This is a genomic window from Photobacterium sp. J15, assembly GCF_963870815.1.
In the GTDB taxonomy this organism is placed as follows: Bacteria; Pseudomonadota; Gammaproteobacteria; order Enterobacterales; family Vibrionaceae; genus Photobacterium; species Photobacterium marinum.
Window position 1 is genome coordinate 751752 of sequence record NZ_CAWMUI010000002.1, and the last position, 22453, is coordinate 774204.

The 22453-nt window shown below is 42.9% G+C and carries 22 protein-coding genes and 1 pseudogene; 11 read left to right on the top strand and 12 right to left on the bottom strand.

Annotated features, from left to right (window positions below; genetic code table 11):
* The first annotated feature begins 247 nt into the window (after positions 1-247).
* Both AACQ93_RS20250 and AACQ93_RS20255 read left to right on the top strand, forming a co-directional pair.
* Positions 248-1879, top strand: coding sequence for a methyl-accepting chemotaxis protein (locus AACQ93_RS20250; RefSeq protein ID WP_064608222.1), 1632 nt, complete (start codon positions 248-250; stop codon positions 1877-1879).
* A 512-nt stretch (positions 1880-2391) separates the two neighbouring features.
* A complete protein-coding gene (locus AACQ93_RS20255; RefSeq protein WP_064608224.1) occupies positions 2392-3051 on the top strand; it encodes a response regulator transcription factor in 660 nt (219 codons plus the stop codon).
* Between the two features lie 62 nt (positions 3052-3113).
* Here the strand turns inward: AACQ93_RS20255 and AACQ93_RS20260 are convergent, their stop codons facing one another.
* From AACQ93_RS20260 to AACQ93_RS20275, 4 genes are all read right to left on the bottom strand, one after another.
* Positions 3114-3377, bottom strand: a complete 264-nt coding sequence (locus AACQ93_RS20260) for an Lpp/OprI family alanine-zipper lipoprotein (RefSeq protein WP_064608225.1) — start codon at positions 3375-3377, stop codon at positions 3114-3116.
* 169 nt (positions 3378-3546) lie between these two features.
* A complete protein-coding gene (locus AACQ93_RS20265) occupies positions 3547-4137 on the bottom strand; it encodes an SCO family protein (protein WP_064608227.1) in 591 nt (196 codons plus the stop codon).
* On the bottom strand, positions 4134-4592 hold the full coding sequence (locus tag AACQ93_RS20270) for a hypothetical protein (protein WP_064608229.1): 459 nt from the start codon (positions 4590-4592) through the stop codon (positions 4134-4136). Before AACQ93_RS20270 ends, AACQ93_RS20265 begins: the two co-directional genes overlap by 4 nt.
* A 137-nt stretch (positions 4593-4729) precedes the next feature.
* Entirely contained in the window at positions 4730-5641 is a 912-nt protein-coding gene (locus AACQ93_RS20275) for a DUF368 domain-containing protein (RefSeq protein ID WP_064608231.1), read from the bottom strand.
* 285 nt (positions 5642-5926) lie between these two features.
* On the opposite strand from AACQ93_RS20275, the gene AACQ93_RS20280 reads away from it, so the two are divergent.
* Positions 5927-6337 (top strand): GtrA family protein, encoded by a 411-nt coding sequence (locus AACQ93_RS20280; RefSeq protein ID WP_232323369.1) that lies wholly within the window; start codon positions 5927-5929, stop codon positions 6335-6337.
* Here AACQ93_RS20280 and AACQ93_RS20285 read toward each other — a convergent pair.
* Positions 6294-7586, bottom strand: a complete 1293-nt coding sequence (locus tag AACQ93_RS20285) for a sensor histidine kinase (protein ID WP_198160214.1) — start codon at positions 7584-7586, stop codon at positions 6294-6296. The genes AACQ93_RS20280 and AACQ93_RS20285 overlap by 44 nt on opposite strands.
* Positions 7583-8263, bottom strand: coding sequence for a response regulator transcription factor (locus AACQ93_RS20290; RefSeq protein ID WP_064608235.1), 681 nt, complete (start codon positions 8261-8263; stop codon positions 7583-7585). The genes AACQ93_RS20285 and AACQ93_RS20290 overlap by 4 nt, the downstream gene beginning before the upstream one ends.
* Positions 8264-8407: 144 nt before the next feature.
* Between AACQ93_RS20290 and AACQ93_RS20295 the strand changes: the two genes are divergently transcribed.
* The 3 genes from AACQ93_RS20295 to AACQ93_RS20305 all read left to right on the top strand — a co-directional run bounded on the left by AACQ93_RS20295 (position 8408) and on the right by AACQ93_RS20305 (position 11707).
* Positions 8408-9427 (top strand): glycosyltransferase family 2 protein, encoded by a 1020-nt coding sequence (locus AACQ93_RS20295; protein WP_064608237.1) that lies wholly within the window; start codon positions 8408-8410, stop codon positions 9425-9427.
* Positions 9424-10863 carry an ArnT family glycosyltransferase gene (locus tag AACQ93_RS20300; RefSeq protein WP_084419350.1) on the top strand — a complete coding sequence of 480 codons (1440 nt, stop codon included), beginning with the start codon at positions 9424-9426 and terminating at the stop codon, positions 10861-10863. The genes AACQ93_RS20295 and AACQ93_RS20300 overlap by 4 nt, the downstream gene beginning before the upstream one ends.
* 445 nt (positions 10864-11308) lie before the next feature.
* Positions 11309-11707 (top strand): VOC family protein, encoded by a 399-nt coding sequence (locus tag AACQ93_RS20305; protein WP_064608239.1) that lies wholly within the window; start codon positions 11309-11311, stop codon positions 11705-11707.
* A gap of 90 nt (positions 11708-11797) precedes the next feature.
* Here the strand turns inward: AACQ93_RS20305 and AACQ93_RS20310 are convergent, their stop codons facing one another.
* The gene (locus AACQ93_RS20310) at positions 11798-11965 is read right to left on the bottom strand and encodes a hypothetical protein (RefSeq protein WP_007465441.1); all 168 of its coding nucleotides are present in this window, start codon (positions 11963-11965) and stop codon (positions 11798-11800) included.
* A gap of 334 nt (positions 11966-12299) precedes the next feature.
* On the bottom strand, positions 12300-12611 hold the full coding sequence (locus AACQ93_RS20315) for a DUF3081 family protein (protein WP_007465443.1): 312 nt from the start codon (positions 12609-12611) through the stop codon (positions 12300-12302).
* 250 nt (positions 12612-12861) lie between these two features.
* Between AACQ93_RS20315 and AACQ93_RS20320 the strand changes: the two genes are divergently transcribed.
* Positions 12862-14043 (top strand): amino acid aminotransferase, encoded by a 1182-nt coding sequence (locus tag AACQ93_RS20320; RefSeq protein WP_064608241.1) that lies wholly within the window; start codon positions 12862-12864, stop codon positions 14041-14043.
* 16 nt (positions 14044-14059) lie between these two features.
* On the opposite strand, the gene AACQ93_RS20325 is transcribed toward AACQ93_RS20320, so the two are convergent.
* From AACQ93_RS20325 to AACQ93_RS20340, 4 genes are all read right to left on the bottom strand, one after another.
* Positions 14060-15796: an ATP-binding protein gene (locus tag AACQ93_RS20325; RefSeq protein WP_084419352.1), complete on the bottom strand. Its 1737-nt coding sequence runs from the start codon at positions 15794-15796 to the stop codon at positions 14060-14062.
* A 2-nt stretch (positions 15797-15798) separates the two neighbouring features.
* Positions 15799-16338 (bottom strand): heme NO-binding domain-containing protein, encoded by a 540-nt coding sequence (locus AACQ93_RS20330; protein ID WP_064608243.1) that lies wholly within the window; start codon positions 16336-16338, stop codon positions 15799-15801.
* A 165-nt stretch (positions 16339-16503) separates the two neighbouring features.
* Positions 16504-17010, bottom strand: coding sequence for a hypothetical protein (locus tag AACQ93_RS20335; protein WP_064608249.1), 507 nt, complete (start codon positions 17008-17010; stop codon positions 16504-16506).
* An 82-nt stretch (positions 17011-17092) separates the two neighbouring features.
* Complete coding sequence (locus AACQ93_RS20340; protein ID WP_064608251.1) at positions 17093-17821, bottom strand: nitroreductase family protein; 729 nt, start codon at positions 17819-17821, stop codon at positions 17093-17095.
* Between the two features lie 225 nt (positions 17822-18046).
* On the opposite strand from AACQ93_RS20340, the gene AACQ93_RS20345 reads away from it, so the two are divergent.
* The 4 genes and pseudogenes from AACQ93_RS20345 to AACQ93_RS20360 all read left to right on the top strand — a co-directional run bounded on the left by AACQ93_RS20345 (position 18047) and on the right by AACQ93_RS20360 (position 22392).
* Positions 18047-19084, top strand: a complete 1038-nt coding sequence (locus AACQ93_RS20345) for a sensor histidine kinase (protein WP_084419354.1) — start codon at positions 18047-18049, stop codon at positions 19082-19084.
* Positions 19081-19869, top strand: a complete 789-nt coding sequence (locus tag AACQ93_RS20350; RefSeq protein ID WP_064608253.1) for a LytR/AlgR family response regulator transcription factor — start codon at positions 19081-19083, stop codon at positions 19867-19869. The genes AACQ93_RS20345 and AACQ93_RS20350 overlap by 4 nt, the downstream gene beginning before the upstream one ends.
* A 372-nt stretch (positions 19870-20241) precedes the next feature.
* Positions 20242-21060 (top strand): hypothetical protein, encoded by an 819-nt coding sequence (locus AACQ93_RS20355; RefSeq protein WP_064608255.1) that lies wholly within the window; start codon positions 20242-20244, stop codon positions 21058-21060.
* A 97-nt stretch (positions 21061-21157) separates the two neighbouring features.
* A pseudogene (locus AACQ93_RS20360) lies at positions 21158-22392 on the top strand (IS3 family transposase).
* The last annotated feature ends 61 nt before the right edge of the window (positions 22393-22453 follow it).

Here is a 22453-nt window from a genome sequence, read left to right on the forward strand (position 1 = left end):
AACGACTTTGATGCCAAGAAAGAATATTCATCATGTATCGTTGCTTGTGGCACGAATTTTCTTTCAAAAAAACGTTAATTAATCTTAATTTTTTCTCATATTCGTCGCTTGAATAATGTGAAGCTGGTTCTATTGATAGAAATCGTAGTAAGCTTCGCTTCCAGGACTCAGTGCACATTGTCATACATGGATGTAAATCGCATGGCAGGCAACTTTGGACAATAAGAATCAAAGGTAAAACTCATTCATGTTTTTAAAGAACTTTTCTATAGGAAAAAAGATTGCAGTAGCTTTCTCGGCTATCGCAGTGCTCAACTTAGGTTTTGGCATGTTTCTTGTCAGTGAGTTAGGCAAAATCAAGGCCGAACTTCTTAACTTCACTGACGATACACTGCCTGCTGTGCACAATGTTGACAGCATTCGAGACAAGATGTCGTACTGGCGTCGAACTCAGTTTGCGCTGTTGGCTCTGGAAGATGTCAACGAAGTTAAGCAAACCATTCAGCGTAACGAAGGTATCCGCCATGATATTCAATCTGGTCTGGAAGCATATGGCAAAACGGTATGGCCGGGTGAAGAAGAGCAGACATTCAAACGCTTGATGGGCAACTGGAATACCTATGTGGCAAACATGGGTACTTTCAATAACGCAATGCTGGTGATGGACAAAGAAACTGCACACCCGATCTTGAAGCAGTCACTGCAGCGTTTTGAGTCGATTGAATCAGACATTAATAAGCTGATTGATATCTTGCAGGGGGCAATGGGTGATAACCGCAACTCAATCCTTAGTTCTATTAATGGATTAAACAACACATTCATGACCAGCAGTGTGGTTATTCTGTTGTTGATGGTTGCAATGACTGTGTTCCTGACCCGTATTATTTGTGGTCCGCTTAAGCTGGTTGTTGATCAGTCTAATGCGATTGCTGAAGGAAACCTGTCGAAGCATCTTGATCGTGATGCAATTGGTAACGATGAACTGGGTGTACTGGCAGACGCATCTATTAAGATGCAAAATAACCTGCGCCAGCTAATCGAAGAAATCATTTCAGCGGTAACCCAGCTGAGCAGCGCGGTTGAAGAAATGACTCAGATCTCTGATATGTCTGCACAGGGTATGAAAGAGCAGCAACTGCAGATCACTCAGGTTGCAACAGCAATGACTGAGATGAAGGCAGCCGTTGGTGATGTGGCAAGTAACACCGAAGACACTGCCAGCCAGGCAGTAAGTGCAAACAATAAAGCCCAGGATGGTGCACGAGACAACGAGATGATGGTTGGCTCGATTCAGGATGTTGCACAGGTTATTGATCAGACTGGTGAAACTGTTTCTGAGCTGGAGCAGCAGTCTAAGCAGATCAACGTTGTTGTAGATGTTATCCGTGATATTGCTGAGCAAACTAACCTGCTGGCATTGAATGCTGCAATTGAAGCTGCGCGTGCTGGTGAGTCTGGTCGTGGATTCGCAGTTGTAGCTGATGAGGTACGTACCCTTGCAGGACGTACACAAGATTCAACCGGTGAGATCACATCTATTATTGAAAAGCTTCAGGTGATGGCGAAGCAGGCGAAAGATGCGACAGATCGTTCTCGTACCAGCATCGAATCTTGTGTAGAGCAGGGTACTCGTTCACAGGACATTATGTTGTCAATTGAACAGTCAGTTGCTCAGATTGCAGATATGGGGGCACAAATCGCTAGCGCGTGTAGTCAGCAGGACTCAGTTGCTGATGACCTGAGTCGTAACGTTGAAAATATTCACGTTGCTTCACAGGAAGTCGCGCAAGGTTCTGAGCAAACAGCTCAGGCATGTCGTGAACTGAGCCAGCTATCAATAACTCTCCAGGATGCGATGAACCGCTTCAAGCTTCAATAATCCTTTCTGTGTATATCCCGGGAATGCAATGTTTCCGGGATAATTATCCACATCCCAAATGCAAATAATTGCTTTCAGGCATACATTTTCATCCCATTTCGAAATGACATATCCACAGTAACGCTAAGACTGTATAAAAAAAGAACTTCTCATATCATTCCGCTCTATTAAAAGGATTTCTTAAATAGCTGCTTGGTGTGTAATTGTTCAACAAGGGCTTAAATTAGTCGAAAAAACGGTCGAAATTGCGATTGGGGATAAGATCTTTATCCACAAAAGCTGTGAATAACTCTGTGGGAAATGCCATAAGGCTAATAGCCATGCTGGTTTCGGCAAAGTCAATACCTGTGGTGGTGAAAAACTTATGTAATCTCAGTAGGATTGATTTAGTTCAAGGGCGTGAAAAGAGCAAAAAAATAACGCTACGATTTAGTAATAACCTATGTATTTATTGCAGAGTGAATGGATATTTATGATAATGCGAATGGTTTTTATTTTGGTGTTATGATTTCGTGTCAAAAATCCTGATTGTTGATGATGATGTTTATCTGTGTGCTCTACTCAAGGAGGTGCTGACAGACGAAGGCCATGAAGTACATTGTGAGCACTGTGGTGAAAGTGGTCTTGCTTATCTTCAGAGTAATGCTGTTGATCTTGTACTGCTGGACGTGATGTTACCTAACATTGATGGTTTACAGGTTGCGCGGCGAATTTGTCAGCGTTTTGCCACCCCTATTCTTATGCTTACAGCGCTCGGTGATGAACCATCTATGTTGGAGGGATTGCAGGCCGGAGCAGACCATTATCTGGCAAAGCCTTTCCGGGTGCCGGAATTGTTAGCAAGAATTACCGTTATATTGCGCAGAGTTGGCCTTGAGCGCCAGCGACAGAGTATCAGTCAATGTCATACATCGCTGAATGAGCAAATATCCCGTTTACCATTGACCGGAACAGAGTCTGAGTTGCTTGAATATTTGATCAAGAATAATGGTGTGGTGGTGTCGAAAGCTGAGCTTCAAAAAGAAGTGCTAAAGAAAGAGCTGAGTCCTTTTGATCGTAATCTCGATATGCATGTAAGTAACATACGCCGCAAGATGGTGCAATCGGGTTTATCTAAGCAGCATATCAAAACAGTTCGAGGGAAAGGGTATAGTTTTGTCGAAAGGGTATAATTGAAGAATCGAAGGGATTAAATGAAAAAGTGGCGCTATGAAAAGCGCCACTTTTTTCAGTCTTACTTACTGTATGAACTAGCGATATTATCAATACGCTGGTTCGCACGCATAGCTTCTTGGTACGCTGCGTCAGCGGCCGCACGTGCATCATTAACCGCGCCTGCCATTTGGTCTTGCTGACTTTGCAGAGCTCCAACCTGATCAGAAAGCATATCTACTTTATTGGTCAGTTGTTGCAGTTGCTCTGCTTGTTCTGAGCTTGAACAGCCCATTAGTGTAGCACTTAGAATAATTCCGGTAAGGATAGATAATGAACGGTTCATTTTTCTTTCTTCTCCTTTGTTTGCCACTACAGACCGAGTGTTAAAATTGTCAGTCGGCAGAATTAGTATGGCATATGTTGCTCAAATTTCTTCCAAATTCACTTATCTACTTAGAAAAACAACTCTCAAAATCGAGAAATAGGTTGGAGTCGTGCATAAATACTCGGTTCTAGCTCGTGGGCTCATCAAGAATACGTTCGATGGTTTCAACCAAAATGGCCGGATTTAACGTATGCTGAACCTTTTCAACAAGAGTACCGTCAGGTTTGAGGAAGTAAAAATAGGAGCTGTGATCAACGGCATATTCAAGTGCTGAATTTTCCAGTTCTGTTCTTTGGTAGAGCACACCGTATTGTTTTGCCAGTGTTTTAGTCTGTTCGGTTGTTCCTGTCATACCATCAATGTTTTTATGGAAATAGTGCGCATATTGAGCGCTTTTTTCCGGGGTATCACGGTCAGGATCTAATGTAATAAAAATAGGCCAGAGCTTGGTCAATTGTTCATGCTCAATGGCCTTGAGCGCGGCAGATAATACTGCCAGCGATGTCGGGCAGACATCAGGGCAATGGGTATAACCAAAGTAAATTACACGGAGTCGGGAATCGTCAGTATTGTAAATATCGACAGTTTGCAGACCATTTTCCAGGAGACTGGCTGCAACGGTTGGTGTTACAACGCTATTGTCATTAGAGTCAACAATGATTCGGGTGACAGCGCCAGCTGTTAGCGCCAGTGCTAATACAATCCATTGAAATTTCACTTTGTCATCCTTACTGAAATGTAAACGGGCTTAATGCCTTTGATGTTAGTGACGGGGACGATACTGCCTTTCCATGTCATCGTTTTAGACGTACAGAATGGAAGCAGCAGTTTCCCTGAGAATTTACCATCGCCACCTGATAATTGTAGATGATACTCGCCCATCATCATTTCATGCCCTTCAAGCCTGAGAAGCAGGTTGTTTGTGTTATCAGGTAATTCTGGCCAGTTAACATTTATCTCAGTTTCCACCATCGGGTGGACTATATCCTGGCCAAGTTGAACAGCAATTTTGTCCTGATGACAACCTTGCGTAGTTAGCGGGCAGTATTTTTCCAAGGTGGTATCAGTTTTGCCGGGTTGGGTGATAATCCCGGTAAGTTGATAAGCGCCTAATCCCAAAACAAGCACAAGAAGGATATTAATGATTAAGGTTCGCGGTGATTGCTGAGACATTAGCTAACCCCTGTTTGTTATGGTTTTGTAATCATAACATTGGCGTCAGAAAATCAATCAATTAGCAGAAGGAAGTGTGAAGGGAAATGTTCGGGAGTTGCCTTGCCCCGAATATCTCAGGGCAAGGAATGAGTTTTTTATTTATCGGCTAGTTTTTCAAGTCCCCAGACAAGAGCAATGCCCATAATCATAGCTGCGAAGGCGTAGGCTAGCAGGGCTGGTTGTCCTGTTACTTGTTCGAATGTCAGTGGAGACAGGTTTCGCTCCAGCAGTGGTACCTGTTCGCCGCTTGAATTGATTCGCCATGTCAGGGTCTCTTTCCATGGCCAGATTTTACTTAGTGTGCCAAGCATCAGGCCGGTCAGGAAGGTCAGCGCAATATCGCGGTAGTTACGAAGTACCCATGAAAGTAGGTGAGAGAAAGACAGCAGGCCAATCACACCGCCGGTAGCAAATGTGCCCAACGTGATAATGTCGACAGATTTCGCTGCAGCCAAAATCGGGCCGTACATACCCAAAAGAAGCAGAATAAAACTGCCAGAGATGCCCGGCAGGATCATGGCGCAAATGGCGATTGAACCCGCAATCAGGATATTAACTGTGGTCGGTTCAAGATTTAGCGGATGAAGCACAGTGATTCCGTACGCGAAAAAAGCGCCGGCCAGGACAGATACAAACCGATTAACTTTCCACTGTTTTACTTGTTTAAACATGTGATTTACGGACACGATGATCAATCCAAAGAAGAAGGACCATAGAGGGATCGGGTTGTTATGCAGCATCCAGGTGAGAAAGCGGGCCAAGGTAAAGATGCTGGTCAGAATACCGGACAGCAATAGGAGCAGGAATGTGCCGTTAACATGATCAAAAGCGGCTTTCAGGCCATCTTTTTTAATGATCCCAATCAGGCTTGGATTTACGCGGCGGATACTTTCTAGCAATGTATCGTAGATTCCGGTAATGAAAGCAATGGTTCCGCCTGAAACGCCTGGAACAACGTCAGCGGCACCCATTGCCATTCCTTTCAGAAAGGTAAAAACTTTACTCATGGTTTCCCGTGTACTTCAAAGATGAATGTCAGATTTGGGCAGCATTATAACTTGCCGAAGTGAAAAAAGTGTATTGATTGCTGATTTGTAGTCGAATATAGCATCAAATCAGTAATTTATATCATTATTATTAGTTACTTATTGTTTCGGCCTTTCTTGGAAGAAAACGGAACTGTTGATTGCTGTTTTATATCTGGTTTTACCTTTTTTTGACGTAAAGCTTTGTACTATTGAGCGTCAGTTTAATGAACAGGACTGGGGCCCCTCGGTGAAATGAAGAACAGGATGATCAGATTTGCCCTAGTCGGGGGTACCGGTTTTATTGTAGATGTGATGGCTATGGCATTGCTTTCATCTGTTATGCCTTTTGTGTTTGCTCGCGCAGGCTCTTTCTGGATTGCAGCATCGTCAAATTGGTGGTGTAACCGGGTTTTTACGTTCAGTGATGCTGAAAAAAGAAATCCTATGACGCAGTGGCTGAAGTTTCTCCTCTGTGCCTGTTTTAGCTTCATACCTAACTGGGGATGCTACTGGGTGTTGTTGGAGTGGTTTGAGCCAGCCATGATTGAAGACATGACAGGCCAGAATCTTGCGCTATTCTGGCCCTATGTGGCCATGATCCCCGGTATTCTGCTTGGGATGCTGACTAATTTTATTCTGTCTGAGCGTTGGGTATTTCGTCTGGCTGAAACTTGATGTCAGCAGTACATCCGCCGAAGTCATTGTTTGTATGGCTAAGCTGCCAGCCATATTTCCGACAAATATCACTGGCAATCAGCAGTCCCAGTCCATAACCCTCAACGCCTCTTGGCTTTGAGTCCAGGCCGATTCCAGTATCGATAACCTGAATTGACTCTGGCTTTACTTTAATTATTACGTTGCCTTCTTCTGTGCAGGCGAAAGCATTTTTTATTAGGTTGCCTAACAGAATTTTGAATGTAGTTTCAGGGGCTTTGACCAGAGCTTGCCCTGATAACTCCACCTCCCATTTAACCGGCTTTCCTTCAAGTAGGTGACTATGCTCAGCGGCGATAGCATTTAGTTCATCCACCGTCAGCTTGCGTGAAGTAAGCGTCCTGATGTCCTCTTCTTTAGTTAAAGAAAGCAAGGTAGAGATGAAATCGTTCATTTCATTGGTTGCATGCAACAGGCGCTGCCGCTGTTTTTCGATGAATGCCGGGTTATCTGACTGACCAAGTAAAGAGATGGCTCCTTTCATAACCATAAGTGGAGTACGCAATTCATGGCTTGCATAGCGGTTAAATGAGCGTTCACGCTCAATCAGATTTTGAATTCGTTCAGAATAGCAGTTGAAACTGTCAACTAGCTGCACCAGTTCTTTGGTAATAATGCCATTGGGGGGAGTGATTGGAGACAGGTTGTTTACAGACCTGTTTTCAAGTTCATCAGCTAACTGCGACAATGGGCTGTTCAGACGATCAGCCACTCTTCTTACGACAATCAAACTTATGATTATCAGGACTACCGAAATAAGTAAATGCTGTGCTTGGGTCCAGATTATCTGCTCTTCACTTGATTCATAAATATCATCGAAATAGAGAAAATAAACGGTCTCTGGTTGATTTCCTATCTTCATCATTGTTTCCATGAGGAAGTATTCAGTTTCATCGGTTGACTGTCTTTTCAGCTCAATAGCTTCATTCATCTTCATGACAGACGGGATTTCTACGTGAGTTGGCAACAGGTTTTTATCCCGGTATGCATGGACAAAAGGGGGAATAGCTAGATCCTGAATATCGTTATCACCAAAAACTTCCTGAGCAATGCTTTTTGCATGGTTGATGCGGTTATTGGCATTGAGCTGCTCAAAGTCCTCCAGAGTGGCATCAAGCAAAGTAAAGTGAATGGTAATTATGGCGAAAGCAACAATCGAAAAATAGGTAAAGGTTAGTTGCTTTGCGCTTTTAATGTTTTTTTTGCTCACTTATCTTCCTCGGTAATAAGCTGATAGCCCACTTTGGGAATAGTTTTGATATAGGCATGCTTAAACGGCTTGTCTATCTGGTTTCTCAACTGATAGATGTGGCTGCGCAATACATTGCCTTCAGGCTCATCATCACCCCATAAGGCAGAAATGATTTCTTCTTTGGCAACAACTTTGGGGGCTCTTACCATCATTAGTTTAAGAATGGTAAATAGAGTGGGGTTAAGAGAAAAACAGCAATCATCGCGGCTGACAGTATGTTCATTTAAATTCAGCTTCAGCTTGTCGAAGGTTAAAACATTGTTTGCTGTATTACCCTGACGTCGGCGGGTGAGCGCTTTGATTCTTGCTTCTAGAATTTCAAGGTCAAATGGCTTCACCAGATAATCGTCTGCTCCCTGAGAGAAACCTTCCAACGTATCTTCCCGAGTATCACGGGCTGTTAGCATCAGAATCGGGGTATCAATGCCATGTTCCCTTAGTTTCTGGCATACCGTGAAACCATCCATTCGTGGCAGCATCACATCAAGAATAATGAGGTCGTAAAAGTTATCACAGCCCAGTTCATAACCGTGCTGGCCATTGTTGGCGTAATCAAGTGTATATCCTTTCATCTCAAAGAAATCAAAGATGATGCCGGCAATATCCTGATGATCTTCAACAAGGAGTAGTTTCATAGCGGTTCTGGCTGTAATCAAACAAAAATATAGTCACATGATGGCACATTTGGGAGTGAAAAAAATGTCAACGACCTTTTTATGACATTGCATTCTATATATTTGTATCACAGAACAATAAGTTTGAGAGTAAAGAGGTCGAATATGTCATCCATTACTGTGTTGTCGCATCATCGGGCAGGGCAAAAATCAGAAAAAGACGACGAATCTTTTCTGTCTGTCATTGTGCCAATGTACAACGAAGAAGCTGTGCTCGAACTGTGTCATCAACGCCTTAGTGCTGTGCTCGATAATCTGAAACAAAAGTGTGAGATCGTTTATGTCGACGATGGCAGCTCAGATGAAAGTTGGAATATAGCGACAAGCTTTACCAGCCCGCAGCATCAGATTCGGACCATTCGCCTTAGCAGAAATTTCGGTAAAGAAGCAGCAATGAGTGCGGGCCTCAAAGCAGCAAAAGGGCAGGCGGTGATTATATTAGATGCTGATTTACAGGATCCGCCAGAGCTGATTCCGGATATGGTGGAGCAATGGCAGTCTGGTTTTGATGTGGTTGATATGAAGCGTAAAGCCCGTCATGGCGAAGGCTGGCTGAAACGGACCACTGCTGCAGTATTTTACCAGTTGATGAATCGGTTATGTGAAATGCAAATTCCTGAAAATGTCGGGGATTTTCGCTTGATAGATCGTCGTGTTGTTAATGAAATAAATAAACTTCCTGAGCGAACCCGGTTTATGAAAGGACTGTTTGCCTGGCCGGGTTTCCGACGTACTACTTTGATGTTTGATCGCGACCCGAGAATAGCTGGTCAGACGAAGTGGAATTACACCAAGCTATTGCATCTTGCTTTCGAGGGGATTACCTCTTTCAGCACTCGCCCTTTACGTATCGCTACTGGCGCAGGTTTGTTGACATCTTTAGCTGCTGTAGTGATGGCCTTTATTGTGTTTTCAAAAACCATGATTTGGGGAGACCCGGTTGCCGGTTATCCATCAACTATTTTAGTGATTTTGCTTTTGGGCGGAATTCAGTTGCTCTCGATTGGATTGATGGGGGAATACGTAGGCCGGTTGTTTATTGAAGCCAAACAAAGACCGTTGTTTGTGGTGATGGATGAACAAATCCAGGATGTTGTCGAGTTTAAAGAAGAAGTTGAAGCATGATTAACAAGATTAGAAACCTGCCTCTTACCCATTTTGCAATTGGATTGGTGGCGTTGTCCGTCTTGGCCCGAATTATGACGCTGGGAATTTATCCACTCATGGATACCACGGAGGCTCGTTATGGTGAAATGGCCCGGATAATGTTCGAAACCGGCAACTGGATCACTCCGATGTTTGACTACAACGTTCCATTTTGGGGGAAACCGCCATTGTTTACCTGGTTGAGTGCTGCCGGATTTGAACTAATGGGCGTCAGTGAGTTTGCCGCTCGCATCCCGCACCTGATAGTGGGGTTTGTGATTCTTTGGCTTACATGGCTGGTGGTGGCGAAAAGCAGAAATAATCGAGATGAAGCCTGGCTGGCGACGGCGGTATTGGCAACCACAGCTGCATTTATTGTTATTTCTGGTGCAGTTATGACGGATACCGCTCTTACCCTTGGGGTGACGGTCAGCATGATTGGTTTTTGGATGTCGTGGAAGCATCAATCGAAGCTCTGGGGTTATCTGTTTTTTGTCGGACTGGCTATTGGTATGTTGGCTAAAGGGCCGCTGACATTAGTACTGATCGGGATCAGCCTTACACTCTGGTTGATTCAGAATAAGCGATGGAAACGAATTACTTCCTGTTTGCCATGGAAAGGTGGAATCCTGTTATTTGCGGCAATTTCTCTGCCATGGTACTTGCTTGCAGAATGGAAAAGCCCTGGCTTTCTAAATTACTTCATTATTGGTGAGCATATTAAGCGCTTCATTGTTAGTGGTTGGGAAGGTGATTTGTATGGCTCTGCTCATAAGGAGATCCGCGGCACTATTTGGGTGTTTGGTTTTCTTGCGGCGCTTCCGTGGACACCAGTCCTACTGGCTCAGGTTTGGCGTTTTTTCCGCTCAGGTGAAGAAGGGGTACAAGAAGAAAGCGGCTACATTGGCTTTCTTTGGTGCTGGCTGTTAGCGCCGTTATTGTTATTCACTATGGCCGGTAACATTTTGCCAAGCTATGTAATGCCGGGCCTGCCTGCTCTTGCTCTGCTTATTGCCGGATATCAAACGCAAAATGGCCTGCCTGAAAAAGTCTATAAGCTGGGGCTTATTACCCCTGTTTTGATTTTGATAGTTGCTTTGTTGCTGAGATATAACCTGACTGGAAAAGAAGCAGAAAAAGGGCTGTTGGCGCAATGGAAAATTCAGCCTGAACATAGTCAGAGTGAACTCATTTATCTTCAGGATCGCCCTTTCTCAGGGCAGTTCTATTCAAACGGAAAGGCGAGGGAAGTGGTCTTTTCATTGAGCGAGATAATGAATTTTCGAGATAAGTCAGTATTTTTGGTGGTGGAAAAAAGGCACATACCAGAAGGCTTTGGGTGGGAGCAAAATGGTTGTGAAATTCGAAGTGAATCAAAGCGTCGCGTTTTGGCATTCTGTAATGCTCTGAACTGAACGAACTAGAAGAACGAAGAATTAAGGCTTCTTCCGGCTAGGTTCAGCCTGAGCCGGAATAGGTCAGTCAAAACCGGATGTTTGCTCAAAACTAACATTATTATTCATAAGATATTTTATGTTATTTACCAGTTGATTGATAACCAATAAATGTTCGTTCGAGCAAAGCGGTATATGAAAGAGAATAAAATATGCTCAATGAAAGTTGTTTTGTTTTCCGAAAGTGTGCATCGGACAACAAATACAGTACGGATGCTGGATTAAATTATCTAATGACTTGACGATGTGCTGAATAGCTGTGAAAGTATATTGATATTCAACCTTGCGTATATTGACGTGTGATTCGACACGTCCGTCACAGGGAAAAGAATACAAATTCAAAGTTAACCCATATAAAAAGTAAGTGATTATCGCTGCGGAATTATTTTCAAAGGATGATAAGCCCATGATACCTAGAGACGCGACACTACGTGTTGTCAGACCTACCGACAATCTTCATCAAATAACATCTATGTACAGCAAAGCGCTGGGTTTTGAAATGCTCAAGCAGTTCAAAGACCGAGATGGCTTCGATGGCGTTGTTTTGGGCCATCAGAAACATGCATATCACCTGGAATTTATTCATCAGCATGATGAAACAGTTGGGAAGGCTCCAACTCAGGATAATTTGTTGGTGTTTTATATTGATTGCAGCCGTGTATGGGAACGTGCATGCCGTAATATGATTGATGCCGGTTTTGAAGTAGTTGAGTCTAATAACCCTTATTGGGAAAATGTTGGTAAAACATTTGAAGACGTTGATGGTTATCGATTGGTACTGCAGAATATGGACTGGGATCGCTAGTCGAAACTGCCACAAACGGCCGAAATATAAAGCTCAGGTTATTCCTGAGCTTTTTTGTATGTGTTGTGTTTATAGCTAACGTATTAATCGTTAAATACGTTTAGCCATGCTGTCATAGGCGGATTTAAACATCAGCGTAAATCCGTCTTGCGATAATTCTTTGGCTGTCATTTTGGCGGCTCTCAGACGCCGATAACATTCACCTAAAGCAGCAATGACTGTATCAAGTTCTTTAGTGTTAAGATTTTTAGTATTCATATTGCCCACTTCCTGATTATTGCCAGAAACAGTGACTAATACATGTCAGATATTCAGAAGCTTCATTGCAGTTATGACGATACCGTTGTCATTATGAATGCAAACTGAACAGCATGTGATTAGGTTTTGTCCATGTTTTCTTGATGGCAACAGGTTATTGATTTTCAAAAAGCGCTTTGTCAATTAACTGTAAAAATGTTGGCTAATTTACTGTTTTGTATAGGGCAGAGAAAATTGTTGCCGGGCTGTGGTTATAATTCAGCCCGGTTTGATGAATACAGGTTATATACTGGGTGTTTTGAGGCTGTAAATTAATCAGTGGCTACTGGCCGGTCTAGTATCTTTTATCTATCTCCATTAACTTATGAAGGAACTCTTGGATCTGTGCCTCATTATTATTGTGAAAGTCAGCGGTAGTTTGGTTGATGATCCCTTCGGGATCTTCATTAGCGGTATGGAAGTGATAAGTATTATGGAAATTGATGTCTAAGCTGACATTATTATCGGCAAGATTAACATAATAACCGTCAGGGTTTTCTGTACATGTCACATCTTCCAGCTTCATTCCGTTAGTGGTTGGCACGCCCTGAGTTTTGATTTTTTCATAAACACTAAGTACTGTGCGAATATCTACACTATTTTTCATCTCTACCTCCACCCATTTCAAAGTGATGAGTCATTAAATCCCCTCATAATTAAATTTAGGCTTTGCATAGGCAGCTGCAAGCAAAGTTGCTGAAATGTTAATGCCGATCAATATTTCTATCTGATATAGCTCTCATTTTTGATGAAAAAAAGCGGTGTTGGTGTTGATATTTTTGTTTATCCAAGCGTGATTTTTTGGAAAGTAAGTGATAGCTTGAAGTTATGAAGTAAGGCTAAATGGAATTAATTCGATGTTTAAGCAGTTAACTGAAGCACCACAAGACCCGATTTTATCTTTATCGATCGCCTACAGAGATGATCCTCGTACCGAGAAAATGGACTTAGGAATCGGTGTATATAAAAACAGTGACGGCGTAACACCGATCATGAAGGCTGTTCATCTGGCAGAACAACAGATTTTAGATAGTTCAACAACCAAGTCTTATGTCGGACTTGCCGGTAATGAAGCCTTTAACCATTCAATGATGGATTTGTTGCTGACCGGAACTTCAGCTCACAGCCGAGCCGCCGCTGTTCAGACTCCGGGAGCTAGTGGGGCGCTTCGTATGCTGGCCGATCTTATTTGTCTGGCACAGCCTGAAACGACGGTATGGATTTCTGATCCCAGTTATGTGAATCATAAGCCGGTAATGGAAGCTGCCGGACTGAAAGTGAAGTATTACCCATACTTTGATCGTGGGACTAAACAGGTCAATAGTGAAGCAATGCTTTATGCTTTGGAACAAGCAGGTCCGAAAGATGTTGTTTTGCTTCATGGTTGCTGCCATAACCCGACAGGTGCCGATATCTCGTTTTCTGACTGGCAGGCGATCACTGAGTTGGCAAATAAAAACGGTTTCATGCCGTTTGTAGATATTGCTTATCAGGGCTTTGGTGATGGTTTAGAGCAAGATGCTGCTGGTTTGCAGCATATGGCTGATAGCGTTGAAGAAATGGTTATTGCGACTTCTTGTTCAAAAAACTTCGGCTTATACCGCGAGCGTACCGGTGCCGCAATTGTGGTTGGAGATAGCCTAAGGCAAGCGCAGAAAGCAAAAGGTCGTATTCTTACTCTTGCTCGTTCTTCTTATACGATGCCGCCGGATCATGGTGCTGCTTTGGTAGCGACAATTTTGGCTGATGACGCTCTAACGCAAAGTTGGAAGAAAGAGCTTAATGAAATGAATAAGCGTTTGTTGAGTTTACGATCTGGTCTGGTTAAAGCCATAAGAGCTCAGGGTTCGGATGATTTTGATTTTATTGAGCACCATAAGGGAATGTTCTCGGTGACAGGGTTGAGCCCGGAGCAGGTAGCTCGCTTACGTGATGAGTTTGGTATTTATGCGGTGGGTGACGGACGAATCAATATTGCCGGCTTGCAAGAGCTGCAAATGGATTATCTGGCAAAGGCGCTGATCGGCGTATCAAATTAACTTTTATATGGAATAATTAACTCGGGGAGTAGTTTGCTCCCCATTTTTCAAGCATTTCTCTTAGTTCCTGAGACTGGTATGGTTTGCACAGAATATCATCCATACCGGCTGCCAGACACTCTTCCCGTTCTGCGGATGTTGTACCTGCGGTAAGTGCCAGAATAGGTTTAGCGTATCCGCCTTTTCGTAGTTTACGTGTAGCGCAGTAGCCATCCATGACTGGCATTCGACAATCCATCAGGATAACGTCGAATGATTCGCTACTCAGAATATCCAGTGCCTGTTGACCGTTATCTGCAATGGTTGGGAATATGTTCAGTTTGCTTAGCATGAGCTTTATTAGCATTTGATTTGTCTTTAGATCCTCGACAACCAGAACATGCAGGTTATTCAGGCTTTGAGATGATTGACGGGTTTTAATGTTGTCATCTACGTTTTTATGATGAACGGTTAGGGGGAGGGAAACAGTAAAAGTAGTACCTCTACCATAGTCACTATTTAGCTGAATATTGCCGTTCATCTGTTCTGATAACTGTTTACAGATGGCAAGTCCGAGCCCGGTGCCTTCATGGCTGCGTTTACTGGAAAGATCGACCTGGCTGAAAGGTTTGAAAAGTTTGTTTTGTTCTTCCTTGGCTATCCCGCAACCAGAGTCTTGGACACTGAATATCAGCTTTTCTTCCTGCCAGTCGAGGTGAACACTGACATGTCCTTTAGCCGTAAACTTTATGGCATTTCCAATTAGATTTACGAAAATTTGCTTGATTCTGTCTTCGTCACCAATAAGCCATTGAGGTACTTCATCGCTGCAACTAATATTCAGATCAAGTCGTTTTTCAGAAGCCCTCAGGTGAAAAATATCTTCGAGCATTCTCGCCATGTTATGGCAGTTGAAAGGTTTTTCTATTAGTTCCAGCATTCCAGCATTGATTTTACTGTAGTCCAGTAGGTCATTGATGATTGCACGTAGCAATTCTCCGGAATGGTTAAGTGTATTCAGCAACTTATACTGTTGCTGTGTCAAACGGGTGTCTTCAAGCAACTCGGCTGAACCCAGCACACCATTCAAAGGAGTACGTAATTCATGGTTGATCATCGCCAGGAAGTCACGGGTTGCCTGCTCAGATGCTTCAGCCCTTCTTCTTGCCTCAATGGCTTCTTCTAAAGTGAGTTGTCTGCGAATAGAAGCCCTGATCATTTCACAGAATATAGTGATGTGTTTTTTTATCGTTTGCTGCCAGGAACGTGTCGCTTTTATTCTTACAGCAAAAAAGCCTGACACTGTCTTTTCGCTGTCGAGAGAAATCCACAGAATGCCTTCAGTTTGGTTCCAGAATGTTTTTGTTGTTGCTAATTGTTCAGGACGAGTCCATTTCTGGCGGCGTCCTGAAGCATAACTTGTATTGATCCCTACATCAGGTGTGCATGAAATATCAATGCAGCAGGCGGTTACTGAAATACTGTCGATCAAGCTGTCTACTAGTTCCTGTATTAACTGTTTTGAGGGCGGGTGTTTCAGGAAAAGCCTGCCGTATTCGACCAGCATAGTTTCAATCTTGGCTTGATAAGCGAGCAGCTCGGAGTCTGTCTCTGATTTTTGTTTCAGTTTTTCAAGAGAATTCTCAAGCAGCTTTTTGGCATTGAATAACTCATAGCTCTTTACTTCAAGCAGCTTTTCAGCATCTTTCCGTGCGGCTTTTTCTCGTTGTAGCTTCTTTTCCAACAGTTCAACGTGTCGTTCCAGCTCCATCATGCTTACTCCGCAATCAGGTTAAGGTTAAACCTTACGTGGCTCTGTGATTTGTTCATGGGCTCCATGCTTACCTGGATTTTTTGCGAGAAATGTCTAGCACAACCTTTGATTAAGCCCAGGCAAACATGAGACATGCAGCGCGCTGATTTATAATCCATGACCATACTGGTTGTTGTCTGAGAAAGAAAGTCAAACTGAGGAGGGGTGGCATCCGGGTATAACTTTTTGACTTCAGTGTGAATATGGTTTTCAACGCTCCGGATGAAGCTAAAAGTATCATGAAGTGGGGGATCCATTGCCGGTAGGGTTTTTAGAAGACGTAAAAAAACGGCTTCACCGTAAACTTCCTGTAATTGTTCTGCCGGAATCTTGGTGATTTTACTCAGCGTAATGATTAATTTGACCAGTGCGCGGTGGTCATAACTTCCCACTGCTGTATAGATACCTTCATCTTCAGCCAGCTCAAGCATTTGCTGACAAACATCCAGCCCGAATCCTTCTTCGACGATTTCTAAAAACTCGGTAAAAATGATTCCTTTCACATCACTTTCCTTTCTCGCTGGTACCTTAAATTAGTATGGTAAGTGAATAATGATGAGTCAAAATTCTTTAACAAAGAAAGGGTTAATGTGAATGGTTTTTAGGAAGGCATTGAAAATGCCAGATTTCTCAGGGACAAATAGAGTCCCAAATCTGGCATTGGGGTGCTAACGATTGATCGCGACGGATTGTTTTTCACCTGATGCTATTGTAAACAGCTGCTTTTCCATTTCAGAGATCAGGTCTTGTTGATTATTAAGAGGCAGGGCATGGACATCTGCGATAAGCGCTAAGTCTTCTTCCGACTGGAAAATCATGCCGCATGCAGCTGGCTTACCTTTAAAGAAACCGATGAACAATCGGGCTGGTGAGTCTTCCTCAAACATGATTTGTGTCAGATATTCAAGCATGGCTTCTTTATCGGATTCTGACTCCCACTTACTGGATAGTACAACAGAATAGCGAATAGTGAGCGGGTGACAGTCGACGGGATAAACAGAAAGGGAAAGAGCAGAATTATCGGAAACGGAAGATATCAGCTCACTTGATTGTTGCTGAGACTGGTAAAGGGCGAGTCCTTTTTGGCTAAGCGGTGTGGGAAATTCCGCTTCAGTAACGTGGCTGGCCATCCAGGTGTCTTTTAGTTTGATGAGTTGTTCAATCTGTGACTGCATATCATCTGTTCTTTATTGGTTTTACCCACACCTTACCTGAATTAATCGAGGGAAGGTATGGGGGAATGAGTTAAGTGGTTAATTAATGACTAATTATTACTTCCTTGTTATCTACTCGGTGCCTTTCACTATAGATTCCTTCTTCGGTGCGTTTACCGCATCCAATAATCATGGTGATCTCTGCATCTTTCGGCAATTCGAGTAGTTTTTTCGCTCGCTTCGAATCAAATCCCTCCATCGGGCAGGTGTCATAACCTTCAGCACGCATGGCCGTCATGAATGTCATGGCAGCCAGAGAGCTGCTTTTGTGCAGACAAACCCTGAGATCGCTCTTGGTTACTTCGCGTAGCATCGGCCTTTTGAGTCCCAGGATGTTGCTCAGGATTTTCCGTCCAAAACCTAAAAGGCCGAATTTATCGTTTCGGTAAACAAAGGGAATGAGTTTTTCGTAATATTTTAGCGCTCGCTTAGCTGTCGCATCTTCTCTGCCGTCAAAGGCTTTACGAATCTGTGCTGCATTCATCTCAGCCCGGCCCTGCCATTTATATGGAGTAACGACAAAGGCAACGAGTTCATTTGCTGTTTTGGCGGCATTCTGGCCCATGCAGATTTCTGCGAGTTGTTGGCGTTTGTCTTCACTGATCACGCGGTGGAATTCCCAAAGTTGCATGTTTGAGCTGTTAGGTGAAAGTGCGGCTAACTCCAGTGAACGCTCAACAGCTTTGTGATCAAATTCCGTGTTCTGGTCATATTTTCTGACCGAACGACGTGAATGAATAAGTTCTTTGAATAAACGCTGAGTATCTGACATCGGTGACTTTATTTCGTAATTAACATGGCTTTTGTACGATCATAACACAGGCCGCATATTGTTTTCGCTGACAAGGATTCAGAACCGGATGATTACGCTCTTATAACCATCTGAGTATCAAGTGAAATTTATTTTGGGTGACTTCCAAGAATTAACTGAAACAGCAATTTGATTTGTGTGACTCATGTATAATCCATTGGGTGCATATTTGTGGTGATGCGGTAGATGATGGAGCTGAACAAAACGAATAACACAATCAGAGATATCGCCCTGAGTATATTCTTATGTTTAGGTATTGCAGTAATAACCTTTTTGATAAAAGGTGGCAGTTTCAGCCGACACCTGTTGATTGCTTTCGGTTATGGCGGGATCTGTAATGCGATAAGTCTTGTGATTCGTCATTACTCGCCATCATGGCGTTCGTCTACCCATTTTATGATTGTAGTAGGGGGAACCTTGGTGCTTGGTACGTTACATGCCTTGTTGTGGTCTGTCAGGTATCAGGAGGCCGGAGGTATAAGTGAACTACTAACACTCATCAGCTGTGCTCTGTTTTTTTCCACGCTTATCTATTACATCTTTTATAGCCGAGAAAAAGCACTGCTTTATGAAAGCGAGCTTCGTCAGGCAAAGCTGCACCAGGCTGAACAGGAAAAAGCACTGGTGGTAAGTCAGCTTCAGGTGTTGCAGAGTCAGATTGAACCTCACTTTCTTTTTAATACATTGGCAAATCTTCAGGTACTGATTGATACCGACCCTAAAAAAGCCAAGCAACTATTGGTTCAGTTAACTGAATTATTAAGAATCAGTTTGAAGAAAAGCCGACGAGAGTGGATTGCTATAGGCGATGAAGTTGAATTGCTTGAAGCCTATCTCGAGATACAGTCGATACGTCTTGGAGAGCGAATTTCATATCAGATTGAGTTTGACGAAGCGGTTGACCGGTATTGGGTTATACCGCCTCACATGTTGCAGCCTTTGGTTGAAAATGCTGTTTATCACGGTATAGAGCCACGCCCTGAAGGCGGCAGGATTGTTATTGATATCTCCGTGCATGATGAACGATTACTTGTCGAAATTAAAGATGATGGGGTTGGCTTTGCTACAGATTCATTCTGCTCTGGGCATGGTGTTAGCCTGGATAATATTCGACAGAGGTTAAAGGCGCTTTATGGAGAAAAAGCATATCTGTCCATATCTGCGCCAGAAGGGGGCGGTGTTACAACGAGAATCGAATTTATTCTGGGGGAGCATTTAATATGACAGAAAGAATAACTGCCATTATTGCTGATGATGAGCCTTTGCTACGCCATCATTTGAAGCTTTCACTGGCAGATGTCTGGCCACAGCTTGATGTTGTTGCTTGTGAATCGGATGGTAAGTCGGCATTGGAAAGCATTAAGAAATTACAGCCTGATATTGTTTTTCTTGATATTCGTATGCCCGGACAAGATGGAATTTCTGTTGCGAAGGCTCTGAAAGAGTCAGAAAAAATTCCGGTGATTGTATTCATAACTGCCTACGATGAATACGCAATTCAGGCATTTGAAGAGCATGCATTTGATTATTTGTTAAAACCACTGAATGAAAAGCGTCTAATGAGAACTTGTGGGCGCATACAGAGCTATCTAAAAATGGTTAGGTCTGAGAACAATGATGATAAAGCCAATGCTGTGGATGCGATAGAGCGTTTAGTCGCTAATTTTAATGCACACCCAAACAGGTACCTTCGCTGGATTAAAGCCAGTAAAGGTGAAGATATCTGTCTTGTTTCTGTTGATGATGTGAACTATCTGAGAGCAGAAGATAAATACGTCAGTGTTTACACATATGACAACGAATATGTAATTCGGACGCCATTAAAAGAATTAATCAGGCAGTTGGAACCTGATTCATTTTGGCAAATACACCGTGCCACAATCGTCAGGGTGGCAGCTATTGAGAAGGTTAAGCGAGAATTTACCGGCCGGATGTATGTTTACATGAATGACGGAAGCATAAAGCTGGCTGTTAGCCGTAAGGCTCAGGGATTGTTCCGTCAGATGTGAATTTGTCTGTCTGCCATAAAGCTATTCATCACGTTATATGCAATTTATCTAGATTAGTAACCATTCATCGCATTGTTAAGAGATCTAATTATGCTCTCGTTACTATGTGCACACAAAGCGGAGCACAGAGTAAAGAAAGATATAAAGGCAGATATAACATGGGTGAGATGGGAGTTTGCCGAACTGCTTGGAGTGCTCCGTTTCTTTCAAACCAGTAAAGATTGGTTTGTTATTTAATTTTGCAACGGGAGAGTGTTTTTTGCAGTATATAATGATTGGGCAACCTTTGAAATTTCTGAAAGTTTATACACCATAGCTGCAATTTTAGTCTAATAATTTGTATGGTTTTATAAATTTCAGGGAGATCAATAAATGGATGTTGAGCCAAATACAAGTGTTTCTATCCCGTCATTTTTACTGCAGTCTGGTGATGATTATATCAGGCAGGTACAAACTCTTGCTTTATTAGGAAAGGTAGCTGAGGCCGTATCAGTAAATTATGCCCGACAGTTTATTGAGGATGGCTACAATCAAGCTACCGAGATATTAGAGCAAATTGATAATCGCATAACACATATTAGCCGCTCGTCAGAAGAAGGATTATGTTTTCCTTTTGATATGATGGATTATACAAGTCGATCTGCTCTTGATACTTGGCGAGTTTTTATGGGAATGGGCTCGTCAGCGGAGAAAGAGCTCACAGACAAGATTCAGCTTCAGAGTGATGAGTTTGTTCGGAAAGAGCAGAAGCTAAATCGAGATGTTGGCGAATTAACAAAAAACATATCAGACAACGAAGAAAAGCTATTTCAGCAATTGTCTGAACTTGATAAAGAGAAGAAGGCAAGGCTGGCAGCTCAGCGAGCACAGCGTAAGTTGAAAGCTGAGCTTGAGAGCAGTAGTGAGGAGGTTGGTAGATTAAAGTCAGAGGTTGAAGAAACTGCGGAGAGATACGATCAAAAAGCGTCAGAAGCTGGTTCACTTCAGAAACAGATCAAACAAGTACAAGCTGAACTTACTAAGGTAAGGCAAGATTATAAATTACAACAAACGGATGCAGAAAAAATGGTTTCAAAAATTGAGGCCATGACGGCAACGCAGGAAAAACTATTGGCCGAGAAGGACGGTTTACATAAACGTATAGAAGAACTCAGTAAGATGCTGGAAAATTCTTCAGATTATACAAAATAATATTTCTTTCATTTTTTAAAAGCGCCTCGCTCACAGGGCGCTTTTTTTATACTTTGTGTCCCGTCCTGAGATAAGTTGACACTTTGGAGACTTATCTATGAATACTTCAAGTAACTCAACAAAAAAGCGCACCCAGCGAGATTACACAATGGGCTTTAAATTGGCTGTCGTTGCCCAAGTTGAAAAAGGCGAGATGACATACAAACAAGCTCAAACGTGCTATGGCATCCAAGGGCGAAGTACAGTTCTTGTCTGGCTGAGAAAGCATGGTAAGTTGGATTGGTCGAAACCAATTGAGCACTTTCCTTCTATGTCGAAATCCAAAGAAACGCCAGCACAAAAAATTAAGCGACTTGAAAAAGCCCTCGCCAACGCCGAAATGAAGAACATGATTTATGGCGACATGGTGGAAATTCTTAAGAAAGAACATGGCATAGATTTAGAAAAAAAGTACTTAGCCGAACGCTCTGGCTTGCCAAAGAACAAGAGAAAGTAAAACTGGCTTCTGCATGCAGGCTGTTCAACTTATCCCGGCAAGCGGTGTATCAATGGAAACGACATCTGGAGGCGCGTGCTGACGAGCTTTTGCCAGTGAAAGAAATGGTGATGTACTGGCGGCAGTTTATGCCACGAGTCGGCACTCGTAAGCTATATCTGTTGATTAAGCCCCAGCTTAAGCGGCAAGGAATAAAGTTGGAGCGAGACGGCTTATTTAAGTATTTAAAAAACGAAAATATGTTGGTCAAGCCAAGAAGGAATTACACCAAGACAACTAACAGCAAACACTGGCTTAGAAAGCATCCTAACTTGCTAAAAGAAAGAACAGTTAGCCATGTAGAAGAAGTTGTTGTCAGCGATATCACCTATGTAAAAACCGATGAAGGGACGCACTACCTTTCGTTAGTCACGGATGCTTACTCTCGAAAGATACTGGGTTATGAGCTGAGTAATGAAATGAAGGCCAGTGATGTGGTAAAGGCGTTAGACATGACAATCATGAACCGCTGAACTAATGCTGCCACCATCCATCACTCAGATAGAGGACTACAGTACTGTTCGTCAGAATATCAGGAAAAGTTAAATGCCAACGGCATGACCCCTTCAATGACGGATGGTTATGACTGTTATCAAAACGCCCTTGCAGAACGGGTTAACGGGATACTAAAGAATGAGTTCCTGCTCTATCAATGCAATACGATGAAGGAGCTCATGGAGTTAGTAAAAGAGTCGATATCAATATATAACGACTTAAGGCCGCATATGAGCTTGGGAATGAAAACCCCGAGTGAAGTGCATGAAAAAGCCAGCAGGGATTTCCTACTGGCTTCATAAAAAAGCGTCAACCTATTTTAGGACTAGACATTGCTTCTTTGACGAAGTAAGAACAAAACTT

Excerpts from the sequence above, each read along its gene's own strand:
- AACQ93_RS20250 (WP_064608222.1), top strand. The coding sequence starts at position 248 with ATGTTTTTAAAGAACTTTTCTATAGGAAAAAAGATTGCAGTAGCTTTC.
- AACQ93_RS20260 (WP_064608225.1), bottom strand. The coding sequence starts at position 3,377 with ATGAACCGTTCATTATCTATCCTTACCGGAATTATTCTAAGTGCTACA.
- AACQ93_RS20270 (WP_064608229.1), bottom strand. The coding sequence starts at position 4,592 with ATGTCTCAGCAATCACCGCGAACCTTAATCATTAATATCCTTCTTGTG.
- AACQ93_RS20275 (WP_064608231.1), bottom strand. The coding sequence starts at position 5,641 with ATGAGTAAAGTTTTTACCTTTCTGAAAGGAATGGCAATGGGTGCCGCT.
- AACQ93_RS20280 (WP_232323369.1), top strand. The coding sequence starts at position 5,927 with ATGATCAGATTTGCCCTAGTCGGGGGTACCGGTTTTATTGTAGATGTG.
- AACQ93_RS20290 (WP_064608235.1), bottom strand. The coding sequence starts at position 8,263 with ATGAAACTACTCCTTGTTGAAGATCATCAGGATATTGCCGGCATCATC.
- AACQ93_RS20295 (WP_064608237.1), top strand. The coding sequence starts at position 8,408 with ATGTCATCCATTACTGTGTTGTCGCATCATCGGGCAGGGCAAAAATCA.
- AACQ93_RS20300 (WP_084419350.1), top strand. The coding sequence starts at position 9,424 with ATGATTAACAAGATTAGAAACCTGCCTCTTACCCATTTTGCAATTGGA.
- AACQ93_RS20305 (WP_064608239.1), top strand. The coding sequence starts at position 11,309 with ATGATACCTAGAGACGCGACACTACGTGTTGTCAGACCTACCGACAAT.
- AACQ93_RS20310 (WP_007465441.1), bottom strand. The coding sequence starts at position 11,965 with ATGAATACTAAAAATCTTAACACTAAAGAACTTGATACAGTCATTGCT.
- AACQ93_RS20315 (WP_007465443.1), bottom strand. The coding sequence starts at position 12,611 with ATGAAAAATAGTGTAGATATTCGCACAGTACTTAGTGTTTATGAAAAA.
- AACQ93_RS20320 (WP_064608241.1), top strand. The coding sequence starts at position 12,862 with ATGTTTAAGCAGTTAACTGAAGCACCACAAGACCCGATTTTATCTTTA.
- AACQ93_RS20325 (WP_084419352.1), bottom strand. The coding sequence starts at position 15,796 with ATGATGGAGCTGGAACGACACGTTGAACTGTTGGAAAAGAAGCTACAA.
- AACQ93_RS20335 (WP_064608249.1), bottom strand. The coding sequence starts at position 17,010 with ATGCAGTCACAGATTGAACAACTCATCAAACTAAAAGACACCTGGATG.
- AACQ93_RS20340 (WP_064608251.1), bottom strand. The coding sequence starts at position 17,821 with ATGTCAGATACTCAGCGTTTATTCAAAGAACTTATTCATTCACGTCGT.
- AACQ93_RS20345 (WP_084419354.1), top strand. The coding sequence starts at position 18,047 with ATGATGGAGCTGAACAAAACGAATAACACAATCAGAGATATCGCCCTG.
- AACQ93_RS20350 (WP_064608253.1), top strand. The coding sequence starts at position 19,081 with ATGACAGAAAGAATAACTGCCATTATTGCTGATGATGAGCCTTTGCTA.
- AACQ93_RS20355 (WP_064608255.1), top strand. The coding sequence starts at position 20,242 with ATGGATGTTGAGCCAAATACAAGTGTTTCTATCCCGTCATTTTTACTG.